This is a genomic window from Rhodohalobacter halophilus (genome assembly GCF_001715195.1).
GTDB lineage: Bacteria > Bacteroidota > Rhodothermia > Balneolales > Balneolaceae > Rhodohalobacter > Rhodohalobacter halophilus.
The window spans coordinates 1-19,199 of sequence record NZ_MDWE01000004.1 but is presented as its reverse complement, the minus strand read 5'-3'; the positions used below and the strand labels follow the sequence as shown (position 1 = coordinate 19,199).

15 protein-coding genes and 1 riboswitch are annotated in these 19,199 nt (G+C 46.4%); of the genes, 4 read left to right on the top strand and 11 right to left on the bottom strand.

The genetic code is table 11. The annotated features are described in order from the left end of the window. Positions 1-24: 24 nt before the first annotated feature. The 3 genes from BG260_RS01670 to BG260_RS01660 form a co-directional block, all read right to left on the bottom strand. The gene (locus BG260_RS01670; protein ID WP_176719409.1) at positions 25-504 is read right to left on the bottom strand and encodes an NUDIX domain-containing protein; all 480 of its coding nucleotides are present in this window, start codon (positions 502-504) and stop codon (positions 25-27) included. Then, positions 501-2,126, bottom strand: a complete 1,626-nt coding sequence (locus BG260_RS01665) for a CTP synthase (protein WP_069130213.1) — start codon at positions 2,124-2,126, stop codon at positions 501-503. The genes BG260_RS01670 and BG260_RS01665 overlap by 4 nt, the downstream gene beginning before the upstream one ends. Positions 2,127-2,309: 183 nt before the next feature. Next, complete coding sequence (locus BG260_RS01660) at positions 2,310-2,606, bottom strand: hypothetical protein (protein WP_069130212.1); 297 nt, start codon at positions 2,604-2,606, stop codon at positions 2,310-2,312. A 76-nt stretch (positions 2,607-2,682) separates the two neighbouring features. Here BG260_RS01660 and rlmB point away from each other — a divergent pair, with 76 nt between their 5' ends. Continuing rightward, positions 2,683-3,435 carry a 23S rRNA (guanosine(2251)-2'-O)-methyltransferase RlmB gene (gene rlmB, locus BG260_RS01655; protein ID WP_069130211.1) on the top strand — a complete coding sequence of 251 codons (753 nt, stop codon included), beginning with the start codon at positions 2,683-2,685 and terminating at the stop codon, positions 3,433-3,435. Positions 3,436-3,458: 23 nt separating this feature from the next. Here the strand turns inward: rlmB and BG260_RS01650 are convergent, their stop codons facing one another. From BG260_RS01650 to ndk, 4 genes are all read right to left on the bottom strand, one after another. Next, positions 3,459-4,679 (bottom strand): SPOR domain-containing protein, encoded by a 1,221-nt coding sequence (locus BG260_RS01650; RefSeq protein WP_069130210.1) that lies wholly within the window; start codon positions 4,677-4,679, stop codon positions 3,459-3,461. A gap of 119 nt (positions 4,680-4,798) precedes the next feature. After that, positions 4,799-5,248 carry a hypothetical protein gene (locus BG260_RS01645; protein WP_069130209.1) on the bottom strand — a complete coding sequence of 150 codons (450 nt, stop codon included), beginning with the start codon at positions 5,246-5,248 and terminating at the stop codon, positions 4,799-4,801. Positions 5,249-5,259: 11 nt separating this feature from the next. After that, complete coding sequence (locus BG260_RS01640) at positions 5,260-6,384, bottom strand: exo-beta-N-acetylmuramidase NamZ family protein (RefSeq protein ID WP_176719408.1); 1,125 nt, start codon at positions 6,382-6,384, stop codon at positions 5,260-5,262. Positions 6,385-6,834: 450 nt separating this feature from the next. Beyond that, positions 6,835-7,266 (bottom strand): nucleoside-diphosphate kinase, encoded by a 432-nt coding sequence (gene ndk, locus BG260_RS01635; RefSeq protein WP_069130207.1) that lies wholly within the window; start codon positions 7,264-7,266, stop codon positions 6,835-6,837. Between the two features lie 117 nt (positions 7,267-7,383). Between ndk and BG260_RS01630 the strand changes: the two genes are divergently transcribed. Continuing rightward, complete coding sequence (locus BG260_RS01630) at positions 7,384-9,225, top strand: adenylate/guanylate cyclase domain-containing protein (protein ID WP_069130206.1); 1,842 nt, start codon at positions 7,384-7,386, stop codon at positions 9,223-9,225. 224 nt (positions 9,226-9,449) lie between these two features. Continuing rightward, entirely contained in the window at positions 9,450-9,893 is a 444-nt protein-coding gene (locus tag BG260_RS01625; RefSeq protein ID WP_069130235.1) for a methylglyoxal synthase, read from the top strand. Positions 9,894-10,153: 260 nt separating this feature from the next. On the opposite strand, the gene BG260_RS01620 is transcribed toward BG260_RS01625, so the two are convergent. Next, positions 10,154-13,042 carry a hypothetical protein gene (locus BG260_RS01620; protein WP_069130205.1) on the bottom strand — a complete coding sequence of 963 codons (2,889 nt, stop codon included), beginning with the start codon at positions 13,040-13,042 and terminating at the stop codon, positions 10,154-10,156. Positions 13,043-14,232: 1,190 nt separating this feature from the next. On the opposite strand from BG260_RS01620, the gene BG260_RS01615 reads away from it, so the two are divergent. Next, positions 14,233-16,074 (top strand): DUF4153 domain-containing protein, encoded by a 1,842-nt coding sequence (locus BG260_RS01615; protein ID WP_069130204.1) that lies wholly within the window; start codon positions 14,233-14,235, stop codon positions 16,072-16,074. Between the two features lie 412 nt (positions 16,075-16,486). Here BG260_RS01615 and BG260_RS14240 read toward each other — a convergent pair whose 3' ends face one another. The 3 genes from BG260_RS14240 to BG260_RS01605 form a co-directional block, all read right to left on the bottom strand. Continuing rightward, entirely contained in the window at positions 16,487-17,176 is a 690-nt protein-coding gene (locus BG260_RS14240) for a Fic family protein (protein WP_218089707.1), read from the bottom strand. Beyond that, on the bottom strand, positions 17,097-17,624 hold the full coding sequence (locus BG260_RS14235; protein WP_218089706.1) for a Fic/DOC family N-terminal domain-containing protein: 528 nt from the start codon (positions 17,622-17,624) through the stop codon (positions 17,097-17,099). The genes BG260_RS14240 and BG260_RS14235 overlap by 80 nt, the downstream gene beginning before the upstream one ends. Positions 17,625-17,982: 358 nt before the next feature. After that, positions 17,983-18,462 carry a hypothetical protein gene (locus BG260_RS01605; protein WP_141691494.1) on the bottom strand — a complete coding sequence of 160 codons (480 nt, stop codon included), beginning with the start codon at positions 18,460-18,462 and terminating at the stop codon, positions 17,983-17,985. A gap of 74 nt (positions 18,463-18,536) precedes the next feature. Further along, positions 18,537-18,639, bottom strand: a riboswitch (SAM-I-IV-variant riboswitch). Positions 18,640-19,199 lie beyond the last annotated feature (560 nt).

The window sequence follows — 19,199 nt, the reverse complement described above, 5'->3', positions numbered from 1 at the left end:
AAGTTTATGGATATCTGTCGGGTATTACGACTCGTGAGTTTTAAAATATGAGATACGGTCATCAAAAAAATTACCTGTCAATAGCTCGTGAGCCAAAAAGTCCGGCACAATGCTTATAGATTTCAGCCCATCAAGTGGTATGAACTGTACATCTTTGATCAACTGATTCTCTGCAGGATGTTCTGGGTCGAATCCATTTTCAAGGTTACCGGTATAACTTCCAACCGAAAAATAGAGTTCGATTGCATGAATTGGATGCTGAATAAATTCGTGAACATACCTGAGTTTCAGATCGTTGATTTCCAGATTTGTCTCCTCTTTACACTCCCGGATTACAGATTCTTCTGCTGTTTCTCCGGTATGTACACCGCCGCCCGGTGGAAGCCACACAGGGTGATCTCGTGTGGGAACTTTCTGATTAACCAGCAGGATCTTCCGGTTTTTGACGAGGAGCCCGCATGCACGAACTCTCAATTTCCCGGAGTAATGATCCTGAGAAATCACAATGCCGCTTTTGCAGTCACTTCACTGTTTTCAAGAACGGCATTCACGAATGATACAAACAGTGGATGGGGATCATACACCGTACTTCTCAACTCGGGATGGAATTGCACACCCACAAACCACGGATGATCTTCAATTTCAATGATCTCGACCAGATTCCGCTCGGGATTCACTCCGGATATGGTCAGGCCGGCATCAACCAATTTCTTCCTGAGTTCATTATTCAGCTCAAACCGATGACGATGACGCTCCTCAATCAAATCCTCACCATATGCCTGATGAGCTTGGGTTCCTTCAACTAAGCTACAGTCGTACTTACCCAAACGCATGGTGCCGCCTTTGTCTTCAACTTCCCGCTGTTCAGGCATATAATCGATTACAGGGAAAGGGGTTTCTTCATCAAATTCGGTGCTGTTTGCTTTCTCCATTCCGGCACAGTTTCGCGCATATTCTATAACGGCGCACTGCATACCCAGACAAATACCAAGCATTGGAATTTTACTCTCACGGGCAAACTTTACAGCAGCCAGCTTCCCTTCAATTCCACGCCCCCCAAAACCGGGTGCAACCAGAATTCCCTTCACATCTCCGAGCTCGGCAGCCACATTTTCTTCTGTCAAATCATCTGACTGAACCCACTTGATATTCACCCCTGCATTATTCATTGCTCCGCCATGAATCAGTGCTTCCACAATGGATTTATACGCATCGTGATGCTCCACATACTTTCCAACAAGCGCAATTTTGGTTGTCTTCTCCGGATGCTTTATTCGATTGACAAACTCAATCCATCGCTCCAGATCCGGATTTTTAGACGGCAGATCAAGCTTTTGTATCACTCGCTGATCGAGCCCTTCTTTCTGCATCAAAAGCGGCACTTCATAAATCGATTCTGCATCCAGAGATGCTATCACATCTTCATTTTCTACGTTGCAGAATTGGGCAATTTTGTTTCTGATAGAGCTGTCCAGCTCATACTCCGATCGGCAAACAAGAATATCCGGATTCAATCCGCTTTCGGAGAGTGTCCGGACGGAGTGTTGTGTCGGCTTTGTCTTGAGCTCGCCGGCAGCAGCCAAATAAGGCACCAGCGTAAGATGTATAGAGAGCGTGTTCTTTCTGCCCACATCGTACCGCAGCTGACGCATCGCCTCGATATATGGCAAACTCTCAATATCACCGACGGTTCCTCCAACTTCTGTAATTACAACATCGTACTCACCGCTCTGCCCGAGACGAAGAACGTGAGATTTAATTTCGTCTGTGATATGTGGAATGACCTGTACCGTCTTCCCTAAATACTCCCCCCGGCGTTCTTTTGTGATCACATCGTAATAGATCCGGCCGGTCGTTACATTATTATCCTGAGACGTTTTAACATCCAGAAATCGCTCATAGTGGCCCAGATCGAGGTCCGTCTCTGCACCGTCATCGGTCACATAAACTTCTCCGTGTTCATACGGGTTCATGGTTCCGGGGTCCACATTGATGTAAGGATCAAGCTTTTGAATGGTTACCCGCAACCCCCTGGCTACCAAAAGCCTTCCAAGAGATGCACAAATGATTCCTTTTCCGAGAGATGACGTAACGCCGCCGGTTACAAAAATATACTTTGTGGACATGTGTAATTTGTACTTGTTGAGGGAAAACTGAAAATAGGGGCCTCTCACATGCCATTCAAATTAAAAGGGGAAAAGATGAATTTTTTTTCAAAAAACATCATCCCTGCACTGACATTACACGAAAGTAATCACTCTTAATTCTGGAAGTCGATAACTCGTTTAATCGCCTGATTGATTAAGGTCTCAAAAGAGCCTTTTTTTTGCTGATGTGTGATAAACAAGCAAAACTCCCATCATACAGGAAACGCTTCCAATAATGCTAATAATAGCAGAAAACCAGTAGGGTGTAATCTGGCCAAGTACAGAGAGGGATATCAGTGCAATTCCGGTAAATATTTGAAGCATGGCCGCCACGTTTGGTATAATCGCTTCGGTATTGCTGAAAATAAACTGAACAGGGTTTGTTTTTACCCTATTGGACGCACCGGAAATGAGTTGAGAACCCTCGACATCTTTTGATTTATTTGAATTGTCGATCATTTGACTGTCTATTTAATTGAGAACACATTACCATTATACAAACTGTAACCGATTAACAAAATATTTCGCCCTATACGTGGAAAATTCTAATCATTACATCTATGGCAGGAATCCCGTTGAAGAACAACTTCAACAAGGTGCAGAAAGTGTTGATAAAATCTACATAAGAAAAGGAATTCAACACTCTCAGATCGCTAACATCTTATCTCTTGCTTCCAAAAACCGGATTCCCTACACCGAAGTTCCCGGCAAGAAACTTTATGATCTTGTGGGTGGAGTAAACGACCAGGGAGTGGTTGCTTCAATTGCACAGGCAGAATACAAGGAGTTTGAAGAGTGGCTTGAAAAGGTAGAGCCTGATGCTCAAACCGCGGTACTTCTTTTGGATGAAATTGAAGATCCGCACAATTTTGGTGCCATTCTAAGAACTGCAGCCGGCGCCGGAATTTCTGCAGTCATTGTGCCCAAGCATCGCCAGGCGCCGGTTAACGCGGCCGTCTTCAAAACAAGTGCAGGAACAGCCGGACGAATTCCAATTGTAAGAGCAGTAAATTTAAACCAGGCAATTCTTGCACTAAAGGATCATAAATTCTGGATTGCCGGGCTCGATCAAAACAGTGATTCGATGATTTGGGATCAGACCTATGATGTTCCCATGGCGTTTGTAATCGGTAATGAAGGCCGGGGCATGCGCAAAAAGACGGGGGAGCATTGTGACTTTCTCCTTTCACTTCCAATGGAAAATCGTGTAGAATCGCTGAATGCATCGGTGAGTGCCGCGTTGGTTTGCTACGAATGGAAGCGCCAGAAAGTTCAGTCTAAAAAGTGACTCTCTGGCACTTATCGAAATCCTTACATATCGTCCGGACGCGGGTAGGTGATAATGAAAGCTCCATATCCGGAGTCGAGTTGCTGCAGGATACTGTTTGCATTACGATATCGCTGAAACGAACCTATCAGTACACGATTTAGCCCATCAAATTGATGAATAATAACTCGTTGTCCGGCCTGATCAAGTTGAGACCCAAGATCTTCAGCCAGCTTCGCTCGCATCTCTTCGGCAGCTGCACGATTTGAAAATGAATAAACCTGAATATAATGCCCCGGATCAGGCCTGTTAGTGAATATTTGTTGCCTCCGGGCTTCAGCCTCAGCTTCCAGTTGTTTTTGTCGCTGTTCGGCTCTCCACTGCTCAGCAAACACCCGGTTTTGTTCCTGTTGTCGCATCATCTCCCGATTTGCTTCATTCACCATTTGTTGAAGTCTCTGTTCTCTCTCCTCTTTCTCCTGCAGGTTCTGAGGGTCCGGGGCCACTTGTCGTTCAACAGTTACTTCCACTTCATGTTCTTCTGCTCTGTTCAAATCAGCACCGGTTGAAATTTCAATCCGGGAATCTCGTGCCGGAGGCCATGAAATGAGTTTAGAACCTGATGAGCCGAAATTAATGCGAAGGCCTGCACTTACAGCCGCAAATTGATCTGAGCTGCCTGATCCGGAGAGTCCGTCCAGTAAATCACTTCCCGCTGCAATATAGTCATACTGAACAAATAGATCAGCCCCCCGGAAAAGATAGAAGTTCACTCCTGCACCTGCAGTGCCCAGCAAAGACAGGTCTTCTGAATCCAGATCGTCGGTAACAATCTGGCTCCGAATCATTCCAAGGCCAACAGAAAAATATGGATTCATGAACCGGGAATTGAGCCCCAGGAGACCATTTAGGTTGGTCACACCTTTTATGGTTGCATAGAAAAAATCATTCTCAAAAGCGGGGTCAAAATCATACTGATTAGTAAAACTCCCAACCTGAACGCCTGTATCGATTGAAAAAGCAGGGCTTGCAGCATACTGAAAACTCCCTCCATAAATCTGTTGGCGAAAAGATGGGACGTTGAAATTACCCGCAAGCCGCCCCACAACTCCATCACCTGCGGAACCGTAGGTAAGACCTGAACCGAGTGTAAAACTGACTCTTTTCCCCTCGCCGGATTGTGATAAAGATTGAACGGGAAAGCTCAAACAAAGGGCTGCAAAAATTGCTAACCACTTCTGTATGCTGATTGATTTTCTCTCCATATATCTCCTTCATTCGTTCTGATTATGATGTATAAAAATGTCAACTGCATAACTCCTTGCAACATTCAGAGATAATACAAAATTTTTAAGAAGATCTTTTGTGATTAATCCCGGTGTTATCAGAGATATTTCTGCTCTTCAAGAATTGCAGAAATAAGCACTTCCGGTTCGTCTGTTCCAATCCGCGTACTTTTCCCATTTTTAAGTAAAATATTCACAGCCTTTAATCCGGATACATTGTACAGCCATCCTTTGCCCGGCGTCCATCGTATGCCAATTCCCTCAAGCGGGTGAGTTTTAACCTTTGACACATCTTTGATTTGATCAATCGGTATTCGGTATTTCCAGATGCCGGGCCCAAAGTACCAGATGAGTTCATTTCTGTTCACTTCAACTGTCAGCGTGGAAAAAATGATGAATAGAAACAGGATGAGCAGTAGAGAGACGTATAAAATTGGGCGTTCTGAGGGGAGAACTTTCGATGATTGAATCATGAATATTAAAAACATCGAAACACCTCCCATAACAATAATTGTAAAATACCCGATCTGAGTGTTTCTATAGGCCATTTCAGTCTCTGCTATTCATAAATTAGATACTCCCTTCTTTCTTCTAAAAATGACTCAAGACCAAAATTGACTTCCAAAGGGTTTACTTCTCCCGAAATGATCCGATCGATCTCCCTGCTGCCTGCAAGATTATATAGAAAGTCATTTGTCTCAGCGCCGGGTGATGCATTCAGAATCTCCTGAAACAGTTTCAGCCCCACCCGTACAGGATCAAACTCATAACCATGCAAGGTGATTTGTACACCGTAGCTCTCTGTATCGAGGTGTTTTGGGGTCGGAGCCACACCCGGAATGGATCTTGGCGTAAATGAGAGCGGCCGAACCTCAAGCTGGTCCGTTAGTTGATTCAATTCATGAATCTTCTCTTCACTCAGGCTTGTTTCGGGTCCGCCCAGTACTAAAAAAGGCTGATCTGTTCCCCGCCCTTCACTAAGGGTCGTACCTTCAAAATAGACGGTTCCGGGATAAAGAAAAGCTTGTTCAAAAGTGGCCAGATTCGGTGACGGAGCAACCCATTCGAGCCCGGTATCCGGCCAGATCATATCGCGCGTCCATCCTTTCATCTGAATGACTCTCAACTCCGGGTCAGAATCAAAATTCATCCACTGCTCGCCGGCAATCATCCGTGCCATCTCCCCCATCGTCAGACCATGAATGGCGGGAATCGGGTATGGGCCGACAAACGACTCGAACTCCTCATCCAGCATCCATCCGCTTACATAATTTCCTCCCAGGGGATTGGGCCGGTCCAGCACCCATACCGGGATACCAGACTCACTCGCTGCTTCCATGACCAAACCCAGTGTTGCGATGTAAGTGTAAAATCGGGCTCCCACGTCCTGCATATCAAATAGTAATAGATCCACGGCCTCAAGCATCTCGGCGGTCGGTTTTCGACTGGCCCCGTAGAGTGAATAGACCGGAAGCCCTGTCTGCTGATCCACTCCGTCTTCAATGATCTCCCCGGCACCGGCCTCACCTCTGAATCCGTGTTCAGGTGCGTAGAGCGCTTCCACATTCACACCCAAGGTCATCAGTGTGTCGAGCATGTGAGTCTCTCCAATCCGTGCCGTTGGGTTCATGACCAGGCCAACCCGTTTCCCATCCAGTTCATCCAGATGATTCTCAATCAGCATCTCCGCCCCTGTTTGAACGGTGTCCTGCTCAATTGATTCTTCATTTACACATGAAGTGAAAGAAATCAGAGTTGATGAAAGAGATAGGGTTAATAGTATATAAATTAGTCTGCTCTTTACCATGAGATATATTTAGAATTCGATCTTCGGCTGAGTTCAATTTACAAAAAATCTTCCCTAACAAGGGGATAATCAAACGAGTGTCCTTTGGACTTCGAAGTATTGTGACAAATATTGAATGATCCCCAATTTGGAATCACGGGATTTTTAGAGTGGTTTCAATCATTCAGGATTCTTTTCTCATTTTATTTGATGAGAAATAAAGTGCCGATCCAACCACCCCTTCAAAACATTTCATAAGGAGGGGATTTCACTATATCCAGTTATTTTCCGAAACAAAAAAGGGCGAAGTTTTCGCCCCACCCTTTTGAAATTTTTCAGAAAAGCAGTTTACGCTTTGTTTGCCACAACTTCTGATTCAGCAAAGAAATAGGCCGCTTCAATTTTTCCGTTTTCTACGGAATCTGAGCCGTGAACAATGTTCTCTCCAACACTGTCTGCAAAATCTGCGCGGATGGTTCCTTCATCGGCTTCATCGGGATTTGTAGCTCCAATCAGCTTTCTGAAATCCGCAATCGCGTTCTCTTTTTCCAGGATCATCGGAACACAGGCTCCACTGCTCATAAACTCAACCAGTTCCCCAAAAAACGGACGCTCTTTATGCACCGCGTAAAATCCGCCTGCGGTATCTTGGGTAAGGCGGGTCATTTTCATCGCAACAATTTTGAATCCGGCCTCCTGAATACGACGAGTAACTTCGCCTATCAAATTCTTGCGTACACAGTCAGGTTTCAGGATTGTCAAAGTTCTTTCTACTGCCATTATTTTAATTCTTTTGTAACAATTGTCGGTTTCAGTTCTCTTTTTAACAGCCACAAAGATACGGGATACTCGGAAAAATCACGAGTGAAACTATTGATAATCATTACGAACTAACGAATGCTCGATTACACGTTTTCATACAGTTGGCAAATTCAAAGCAGTTCATCTCCTGAGCAGCTATGGACTTTACTGTCTGATACCAATCGGCTGTTCAGGGATTTGGGTGAGCTGCCTGTAGAACGTGCTAATCTCTCACGCATGAACCTGAAGGGGCACATCGAGCTAACATACGAACCCCTTCACCGCACCGATATGTGGGAAGAGGAACCCTATCAGTGGGAGGCCCCTTACCATTTGAGCGTAAAAAGAAATTACAAGTCAGGTTATTTTAAAGAGCTGCTCATCTCTATTGATATCAGTGATAATCAATTTGGCAGTATGGTCACATTCCGTTTCCGGGGCGAAGCCAACCGACTTCCGGGTTATATTTTCAGCAAACGGAGATTTAGCAGAAGATTCCGCTACCACCTAAAAAAACTGATCCAGCAGTATGATCAATCCATTGTTGAACACACGCTTCCGGAAAATTATTCAACCAAATTCAAACTTTCTGCTCCCCGTCGCTGGGACCTGCACAGAGAAAAACTGGCCGAGCTAAGCGGAGACGAGGAAATTTCCGAACTGCTGATACATGCCATTCAGCATGGTAACGATGCTGAAATTAAACAGCTCAATCCGGCTAAACTTTCCGAAATCTGGGAAAAACCGCTGAACAGCGTCCTAAGGGTGATGCTGTTCGCTACAAAACTGGATCTTCTCAACTTTAGATGGAATGTTCACTGCCCGGAGTGCAGAAACCGGGTTAAAAGTATTCAGAAGCTTGGTGAAATTACAGATCCTGTTTTTTGTCCAACCTGTGAAAAAGATTTCAATGTCGATTTCCACCAAGCCCTGGAGCTGATGTTCGAGCCTCATCCACTGGCCCGAAAAGTCTCCAGAAAAACCTACTGTTATGGAAACCCGGCCACTCAACCGCATGTAGATCTACAGCTCACACTCAATCCCGGCCAGAAGCGGTTTGTAAAAATGAATTTGCGGGAGGGGTACTATAAAATCTACTCCAACCAAAGCTGTGAAGTGATCTACGCTCAGATCGATCACCATGGCCTGACAAATGCCACTATTCATTTCAGTGATAAGCGGGATGACCGGGAAGATATCTACCTCTCCACAACACCCAATCTGATCCTTCACAATCAGACCGAAGAAAAAATGATTGTGAAGTGTGAAAACCTCAGCCGCGAGACGTTTGCCGTTTCAGCGGCGGAAGTTACCTCCTGGCAGCTTTTCAGAAATCTGTTTCCTGAAGAACTGATCCGTGATGAGAAGAAACTGAATGCCAAAAATCTGACCATCCTGTTTACCGACCTCTTCAACTCTTCCAACCTATACCGGAAAGATGGAGATGAAACTGCACTCGGAGTGGTGATGGGCCATTTTAATACTCTTGAACAAGCCGTAATTGAGGAGCGCGGAGCGGTAGTAAAAACCCTGGGGGACTCCGTAATGGCCATTTTCCCAACTCCGGCCCATGCCTTGAAAGCCTTCTACAAGGCAGAAAAACTATTCAAACAGCAGCAGGCCGGTGAAGAGTCTCCCATCAAACTAAAAGGTGGCATTCACGTGGGCGATTGCATGGCCGTCTCTCTGAATAATCGTATCGACTATTTCGGTAATCACGTAAATATTGCATCCAGGCTGGTCAGTTTTGCCAACAGCTCGGAAGTGGTCATTTCATCCGATGCTTATGAGTGCCCCGAACTGAAGGAGTACCTGAGAGGAAAACACAACATTCTTCGTGTTCACTCACGCGAAGTAACACTGAAAGGATTTGATGACGAACCGTTCGAGATTTTGCAGATGTCTCGAAACGATAGTCCGTTACGCCTGGTCGTATAAAACCGCTTGTCGTATACAATTTACAGCCGCTATTACCCCTCATTATTTCCTTAAGACCTGAAAAAATTCGCTCTTCACACTTGCCTTACAAATGATATATTAATGATAGGGCTTGTATCTGATACAGCTCGTAAATATATCAACAATACAAACTGTGAATCAGTATGGTTAAAGACCCTAAATCTAAAGCTCCGCATCCCAGCATTGCATCCCACACCGCCCCGATGGGTGAAAAGAAACGAATCGGGCTTGTTGCCCACGACTTCCGTAAGCGCGACCTGATTGACTGGGCCGATTACAACCGCGAAATCCTTATGAAGCACGACCTCTACGGCACCGGAACCACCGGCGGCCTGCTTGCGGATAAACTGGATCTGCCCGTACACCGGTTTATGAGCGGGCCGCTTGGCGGTGATCTTCAGATTGGGGCGGCCATCGCCGAGAGCAAACTCGATATCCTGATCTTCTTCTGGGATCCCCTCCAGGCTCAGCCGCACGATGTGGATGTGAAGGCGCTGCTTCGAATATCGATCGTGTACAATATCGCCCTGGCCTGCGATCGTACTTCGGCTGATTTTCTCATTACATCTGATCTGATGAATAAAGAGTATGACCGATTTCTGGTAGATTATGGTGAGAGGCTGAAGAGTTTGAAGGTTGAGGAGTAACCGGTTTTAATTACCAATTTTTCAGGATTCAGGATTCAGGCTAACATTCGAAATTCATCCTTCATCATTCCCAACTCGTTCGGAGAGCTTCGCTCCGAGACGACAACCCGCAGCTCCGCTATATATAGATTTCAGCAAACAAGTTGCAGGCTCTAATACGGATTCAGTCGCTTATCCATTAATCAAAAATTCTGAAACCCAATTCCACATACCGGCACTGACAGGATTCTCCTTCCATCGAAACCCTGTCAGGTCTCAACTCAATTGCGTCCCGTTCTCGCAGACCGCTTACTGATGCTGAATGAACTGTTCTGAAGCAGATCACCATACCCGTCCCCGTCATCATCCGGATCGATATGCACATTAAAGTGCCATGTGCCTCCGGTGAACAAGACGGTTAATGTCCTTCCCGGAATTTCCTGAGCATCAGTCAGTGAAGTCAAATTATAAGTCCATCGGTATACATTACCTGGAGGTATATTTTCGAGGACCGGAGTTTCCTGCCGCCCCGATTCCTGCGCAAGCGGGTTTTCCTGTTCTGAGTTTTCCGGAATGCAATTCTCACTGCCCCCTGTAGTTCGGGCCCACACACCCGGCCCACACGGGTCATCATCACTCGCCATTTGCCTGGCAGTTCCCTCATTCCACTCCATCGTCTCGATCTCTTTGCCTCCTGCAGCTGCACTGCGACCGGTTCTCGCGCTTCGCTTGCTGATGCTGTAGGATGCTGTTTCAATAGCGTCCAGCACTCCATCATCATCTGAATCCTCATCGATTGGATCGATCTCCAGATTAAATTGGATTCCGTCTCCATCACTATCCATATCTTCGTCACCGGATGGATTACGGCCGGTTCGTGCACTTCGCTTGCTGATGCTAAATGATGCCGTTTTCATGAAATCGGGGAATCCGTCAGAATCAACTTTTCCTCTACGAATATCTTTTTTATCAATTCCTCGATCTGCTTGCGCACTCGAGTTCATTTCCGGTTGGGAGTTGGTACCTATTTCCATGCAGTATGAACCCGGTTGTATGGTATACTGCTGAACATTTGACGATCCAGGACCATCACTGTCTCCATCGTTTGCCTGACCTTCATTCAGCGGATTTTCACCGGAATTTGTGTTACCGCTATATAACGGATTACCACCCGCTGCCACCATGCCCGTCTTAACAATCAACCCTGAGGGGTTTGCCAATCGGGCCATTGTGAAGTCCAATCCATCGTCAATGCCGTCATCATCACTGTCCATGTCACCATCACCAATATCCGCAGCACGTGTGGACGGTTTATTCGATCGACTGGAATTGTAATCCTGAGCAGTTTCCAATCCATCGTCAATGCCGTCATCATCACTGTCCATGTCACCGTCACCGATATCCGCAGCGCGTGTAGACGGTTTATTGGAGCGGCTTGAGTTGTAATCCCGGGCCGGAGCGATCTGTGCCAATTCGCTCAGCCGATTCATTTTTACCAGCAGACTCTCTTCCATTGCCAGCACTTCCCGGCACACATCGGTTTCACAGCTTCCCAGCGATTCAACATCCTCCTTCACAATGTTCAAAATCTCTTCAATATGCATGTCGATATCAGAGGGATTTTCCCGGGCCTGGACAACTCCATGATGGCGTTCATCCGCATGTTGCCTCACCTGCCCGCACACTCCCTCCTCACATCTGTCCAGAACCTGCATGATGCTGCTGATATCATTCCCGGCTGAAGCTAACCCCAGCTCTTTGGCATTAGCCAGTACATCATCCGGCCGCGGACAGGGGCCTTCGTCATCACAATCGTCATCATTGAGGTCATCCCGGGCTTCTGATCTGGGTTTGTTCGAACGGCTTGAGTTGTAATCCTTGGCCGTTTCAATTGCATCATCGATCCCGTCATTATCGCTATCCGCGTCACCGTCACCAATATCCGCTGCGCGGGAGGTCGGTTTGTTCGACCGGGCTGCATTGTAATCCTGTGCCCTCGTGGCCTGAACCACTCCCATAAGAGCATTCATGTGGCCGAGCAGTGCCTGCTCCATGGCTAATACTTCACCGCAAACGGCTGATTCACATTTACTCAGTGAAACCACATCCTCCATCACAATGCTGTGGATATCTTCTATTCCCTGATCTTGTGAAATTTGACTCTGTTTCACTTGATGGGACTTATCCTTTCTCCCATCCGCATTCAAGCGAACTTGTGTGCAAACTTCTTCCTCACAACGATCCAGAACATCAATGATATCATCAATATAATTTTCTGCAACAGCCAATCCGTCCCGTTTTATCTCTATGACATCATCCGGAGCAGCTTCCGATGTCGGTTTATTGGAACGGCTAGAGTTATAGTCCTGCGCGGTTTCCACAGCATCATCGATCCCGTCATCATCACTGTCCGGATCACCATCTCCTATACCATCATTGGCAATACTTCCGCCGGGTTTATTGGATCGGCTCGAGTTATAATCCTGGCCGGGTGCAGCCGGTGCCCTGGATCCTCCAAAGCTGATCTTAATTCCGGCATTGGCAAAAAAGTTGGTTTTGGGTGCCGATTCGGTGTGCTGTACAACAGGAGCGTTCTCAAACTGTGAGTACATCTCAAAAGCGTTATCCACCTGCATCACCCGGGAAAGATCCCGTTCTGAATAGGTGATTTCACGATCAGACAGATGATGCTGAATTCCCGTTTTAATATTAAAACTGAACCGGTCACTAAATCCGGGTTTAAAATCAAACTGCATCTGAGGGCGAATTGCAGCACTCCATCCCCCTGCGTTGTCTCCCGCATCCATTTCGGCAAGTACAAGATCAGAGTCAACACCTGAACTTTCCATTTCACCGGTGGAGTCATAAAACCGGACAGTTTGAGACGGTGCCTCCTGATAGTTCATAGCCAGGTCGAGCCCCAGGTTCATGCTAACAAACCGGCTCAGGCTCTGTTCAAACCGGGGACCTGCATTGAGATAAAACGCCTCCCACTGGTTTTCACTTGCTTCGGTTACCGTAAACTGCTCATATCCCGTTCGATACTGATCAGCACTGAATCCGGAATCAAACGAGTAGAGGCCGGCAGTAAGACCTGCCCCCCCACCGTCCCGGCATGTAACTGAGGCCCAGCTCCGGCTGAAATGCGGTGTGGGTCGTTGAATTTCCAATCAGGCCGCCGCCCGCATTCAGATCAACCGAAAAGGGACGATCCGCTTGCCGGGCAAATGCCTGCTGGGTGAATAACCCGGAAAATATGATCAGAAAAATGGTTATCAGAAATTTTTGAAAGAGACATTTGTAGCATTTTTCCATATAGAGATAGATTACATGACAATTAAACCAATAATGTACAGCACGAGATAATGTTGAAGAAGTAAGTATATAAAGAGCTGAATTACAATCTCTTACGACTGATCTAACATAAAACAATCCGTTGTCAACAGATGAAAATCATCCATTTTACTATGGTGAAGCTATTTTTATGCGTGATAAGTAGTGATTGTTAGAATTAGCTAAGATTAACCGGAGAAAAGGTTGATTGTATAGGGTGTCCGGTGCAGGCTGACGGGTTTATTCCAAGCCTCAAGCCTCAAGCCGCATGCAACAAATCAAAATTCGGCGTTCATCATTCGACATTCGACATTCAAATCCCTCCTCGTCTGACGAATTCCGGCGTGCTTTTGCGGCGGTTCGCCCGACGAGATCTTTTCAAGCCTCAAGCCGCATGCAACAAATCAAAATTCGGCGTTCGTCATTCGATATTCGATATTCAAATTCCCCTCCTCGTCCCGGAGCTCCGCTGCATGACAACCCACGCTTTCACGCAAATGCATGTGACATGGAGGGGAGCTATTTCCTGCACATTTCACGAACCTTGAATTGTCTTTCCCAAAAACAAAATCGTAAAATAATCGCCTCTAATTTGTTTTACACTTCGAACCATTCCCTCTATTCGGCGACTTTTTAATGGACTCATCTATACCCCGGGTTTCACTTCATTCAACCCGGGGCTAAAAATATTTTGCCCCGCCGGGGCAGATCTGAATGTTATCCTGCAGTATCTCGACTCTTATTCGGAACAAAAAGCAGAGAACCACTTCACAAATCGGTGTTCAGCATTCGAAATTCGTCATTCAAATCCTCAATCTCATCTCCCAGCTGCTCACTTTTTCCGCTGAAAGCTTAAGGCCATTTTTTCAGAGTACAGAATTCCAGATGATCTTAAATCGTATATCGTAAGCCGTATACCGTAATCCTTCCTCTCACGCAAATGTACGTGACATGGAGAGGAGCTTTTTTCTTTTTATCATCCCAAATTGTGCTACATTCAACTAAGCATAAATTTATAGGATAGAGTATGATACGGCTGCCGTCTATACAGCAAATTACCTCAAATGCCTCAGCTACAATCCGCAGATTCCCTTTTGTTTTAATCTTTGCCATCCTGGGCACAATGGCTGTTATCTGGCTGGTGGATTTACCGTGGGATCAGCGGGATGGATATGATTGGCTCAGAAATTTCACCTGGGTTTCAGCCTTATCCATATCCTTTTTACTCGCCATCAACATAACCAGCGAAAGCAGAAACTGGAACTCTGTCAAACAATACCTTGCCAGCGGTGCGGGCGTTCTGCTGCTTGGTGTTTATTACCTGTTTCTGCCCGAAGATTTTGAGCCCTCAAATTCTGAAGCGTTTTACCGATACTCCTTGCTGTTTCTGTCGTCTCATCTTTTGGTTTCGTTTGCACCCTATCTGGGTGAAAAGAGTGTACAAGACTTCTGGGCCTACAATAAAACCCTGTTCCTCAGAATACTGCTTTCGGCTTTGTATGTGAGTGTATTATACATTGGATTGGCTATTGCCATGTATTCGCTGGAAGTCCTTCTCGAGTTCGACATCGAGGGGAAGCGATATGGGCAGCTGGCCATATTTTTAATCGGAATTTTTGGCACCTGGTTCTTCCTGTCAGGAGTTCCGCATCCCAATCAACTAACGGACGATGAGAAGGCCTATCCGAAAGGATTGAAGATTTTTGTTCAGCATGTGCTCATCCCACTGATCGTCATATACATTTTAATACTGTATCTCTACACAGGAAAAATCATCATTGAGTGGCAGTGGCCGACCGGGTGGGTCGCTCACCTGGTGCTCAATTTCTCCATCGCAGGAATATTAGCCCTTTTGCTTCTCTATCCCATTCAGGATGAAAATGGTCACAAATGGGTGCGCCTGTTTTCGAAGGGTTATTACATTGCGCTCATTCCGCTGATCATTCTGCTCATGCTATCGATCTGGGTCCGGATTTCCGAATACGGGGTAACGGTGAACCGATATTATGTTGCAACCCTGGCTGTTTGGCTGACCGGAGTGGTAATCTATTTTCTGATCAGCAGAGTGAAAGATATCAGAGTGATCCCGGTTTCTCTTTTTCTGATTATGATCCTGATCTCCTTTGGCCCGCTGAGTGCATTCGAGGTCTCAGAAAGAAGTCAATTGAGCAGGCTGGAATATCATTTAGAAAAGCACGGCCTGCTCTCGGAAAACGGCACCGTTGTCAGAGCTGAAAATGCGATCCCATTTAACGATCGAAAACAGATCAGCTCGGGTATTACCTACCTGCTCGATCTGAAAGGTGTGCAATCCATTCAGCCCTTTTTTGAGGAAGACCTGAAAACGATTATTGAGAACAAGGACTCTATGAATGTTGTTTCAGATGCTCAGGTCATTACGGACCTGATCGGTATAGATTATGTAAATAACTGGGAGATGGAAGAGGGAGATGGCTCAGATTTTGCCATGTTCCAGGTACAAAAGCGCAGCACCGATCCGGTCCCCTTGCAGGGATATGACCACTACGTCGGTGAAATTGAGATGTGGCTGACTCCACAAGAGTTTGAAACAACCATTGCAGAACGGGTTTACACGATTTCACTGGAAGACGAAAATCTTGAAATCCATATCACAGAGAAAGCGACCGAGCGTTCGCTGGTATTTAATCTCTTACCATTCATCGATGAACTGCCTGAAACCGGTGGCGGCAGATTTGAATCTTTATCCGTTGATAGAATGACGCTCGAACAGCAGAATGAATCCCTGAAGGTAAAATTAGTCTTCAATTCGGTAGTAGGCCAACGGCAAAACGGTGAAGTTACAAGCCTGAATGCGAATTTCGGGCTCTATTTCTCATTTAAAGAGTAAGCAAACGGAATCACCCTCGTCTGTCGATTTCCGGCGTGTTTTTGCGGCGGTTCGCCTGACGAGTTTTCCCAAGCCGCAGGTTGCAGGTAACAAATCGAAGTTCGGTTTTCGTAATTCGTAATTCGACATTCAAACCCCCTGTCTCAGCGTGACAGCCTGATGGCAGCCCCACGCGCCAATGCGTACTTTTATCATTCCATAAAGTTAACATAGGGAGATTCTTCTCCTGAATGCTTTCGGGATCAGAATGACCGGTAATGTCAGTATGAAGGCGGAGGCCGGTGAATTTGTGATCTCCTCATTCTCACATTCACCTGCTACTCTGTCAATTTCACAAGGCTAGGCTTTACTGCTTTTCGTGTATCTTGCTTGTATACTATTTTACAGGAATTATTCTCAGAAGCATTATTGCTCAATACGACAGAATTTCCACCAGAGCCGGGTTGATGTAGTAGTGCTTCCCCTTGATCTCTTTCTTCTCCAGAATCTGCAACTCTGCCAGTTCATTCAGGTAATTACGGGCTGTGTTTTCAGCATAAACACCGCGCTCGGTCAGGTGATTAACCTTAATATAAGGTTGGGTAAAGATCGCTTCGGCGAGATCCTCCGGCCGGCGGACATCCGTCTGACTGCGCAGCACGTCAAGTATCTCCTCCTTACTTTCGATGATATCATTCACCTTGCGCAGGGTAAGACGTGAGGTCCATTCCACTGCTTTCAGCAGATAGAGAAACCAGCTTTTCCAGTCGCCCCGCTGAGATACCCCCGCCAGGTATTCATAGTAATCCTGTTTGTGCTCCAGGATATAACGGCTCAGATAGAGAATGGGCAGATCCAGCTGATGGTTCCGCGTAATAATATGCAGATTCATGATCCGGCCGACACGACCGTTGCCGTCCCGGAACGGGTGAATCACCTCAAACTGGTAGTGGGCAATGCACATTTTCAGAAGAACATCGTCGGGCTGTGACTGCTCATCATTCAGAAAATCGATCAGGTTGTCGAGCCTCGCCTCCACCACCTCATCCCCCCCTTGGCGGCGTATAGGCGGGTTTCCCCGCATTCGGACCGGTCCCTCCCATCCGGATAAAGGTTCTGGCAAACGGCGGCCGGATTCCATCGCCGCTCTCCTGGATAATCTGATAGAGCCGGATAAAATAGTCCCGGTCAAACGCACCGGTCTCCTCCAAATAGTGATATCCCTCCCACAGAGCCTCTTGATAGCGCAGCACCTCCTTCGCCGGGCCCGGTGCTTCACCATCCTTTTTGGAATCACTGACCGCCCTGTAGAGATCATCATCGGTCGTAAACACATTCTCGATCGCACTCGACACCTTCGCCTCCTGCAGGGTGATGGAGTTGATGAGCATTCCGGGATTGGGAATTGCAATACTTCGTCCCGCCAGCAGCGCCAGTGCCTCCTTTGCCCGGCCCAGCTGCTCATAAATATCCACATCCCTGTAGAGCGCCGGGGAAATGGGAAGTTCCGGGAGATCATTCCAGGGTTTTGTACGATCGGGGTTAACCGGGTAGAGCTGCTCTTTTGGCATTAAATTCTTTGCTTTTTAATGTATGGTGGCGAATCCGACCTTAAAATAGGGTAACAAAACCAAACATACATTAATTATTGTGACTTTTAATGTATACTCGTTAAAACGGCCTCAAGCGGCAAGCCGCAGGCAACAATTCGAAATTCGGCGTTCGACATTCATCATTCGATATTCGACATTCAACCCCTCCTCGTCTGTCGAATTCCGGCGTGTTTTTGCGGTGGTTCGACCGACGAGTTTTCTCAAGCCTCAAGCGGCAGGCCGCAGGCAACAAATCGCAATTCAACATTCAATATTCAACATTCGTCATTCAAACACCAATACCTCCCGTTTCCCCAATTCTTCAGGGCTAATCCCATCACATCCCCATCACCTCCTCCCACTCATAAATACGGTCGAAGAGCAGTTTTCTGGTTTTGCCAAACTCGCGGGTTTCGCGGGCACGCTGTACGAACTCTTCGTTATCCATATCATCGGCCCTGACCATAAACCCCGCGCGGCCTTTGTCGGTATAGACGATCAGGTAGAGGCGGCGCAGGCGGTGTTCCATCTGCAGGCGGTGCCACGCCCGGCAATGCTTCAGAATACGGATGAACACCCCATCCTCCACCGGCTGCGAATAGCTCTCCGGCAGGGTGACGGTAACCACCAGCAGGCCGTTCTTCATCTCCACCACGTCTGATGAAATTCCGTGCAACATCCCTATCCATTTGATGCCCGCCTGAACATAGGAGCTGTGGAGGGTTTTGCGCTCTTCTGATGAAAGCGTGGGACTCAGGGGTTCTTCGTTCTGGCCGTTGGACGGTTCGCATTGATTGCTGTTCATTGACTTTTTCATAGGATCTGTATCGTTTGATGTACGGTTTCGGTTTGGTATTGTGATGCGTACATCAAGATCAGATGGGGAAAAGACGGGACTCGCTGTTTTGGATCCGTGATCCCACATCGTTTGAGCCACCGTGCCCGAGCAGGCCGGTTGGCAATCCGCCGGTGGGCGGATTTCTTGATGCTGAGTTAAAGATAAGAGCTGCCTATTCCGTTATCAAGCGGCAAACTTCAGGCAACAATTCGAAATTCGGCGTTCGACATTCATCATTCGATATTCGACATTCAACCCCTCCTCGTCTGTCGAATTCCGGCGTGTTTTTGCGGCGGTTCGACCGACGAGTCTCTTTTTGTTGGCCAGATGCCAGAGACAAGAGGCGAACTGTTCATGCTTCAGGCAATTTGATAGCCATCTACCAATGTCATCCAGACACAGCAATACCCGGAATCAGTTTTTTTTTGGAGTGTTATTCGTCAGGTGGGCTTTGATTTTTGAATAACACTTTCAATATACGAGGAAACCCCTATCCGCATCAAATCTGATTTATGATGGGTGGGTGATATTATAACAATGATCAGTAATAAATGGTGGAGGATGCTTAATGGTGATTTAAAATCCAATACAAAGTTATCTAAGAAAATTGAATTGAAATATTTTCATTACTTACAAAACAATTTTATTGTTGACTTTAAAGTAAAGAATCTTAAGTTCAAAAAATCTATAAATATTAAGAGACTTTACAATTAAAA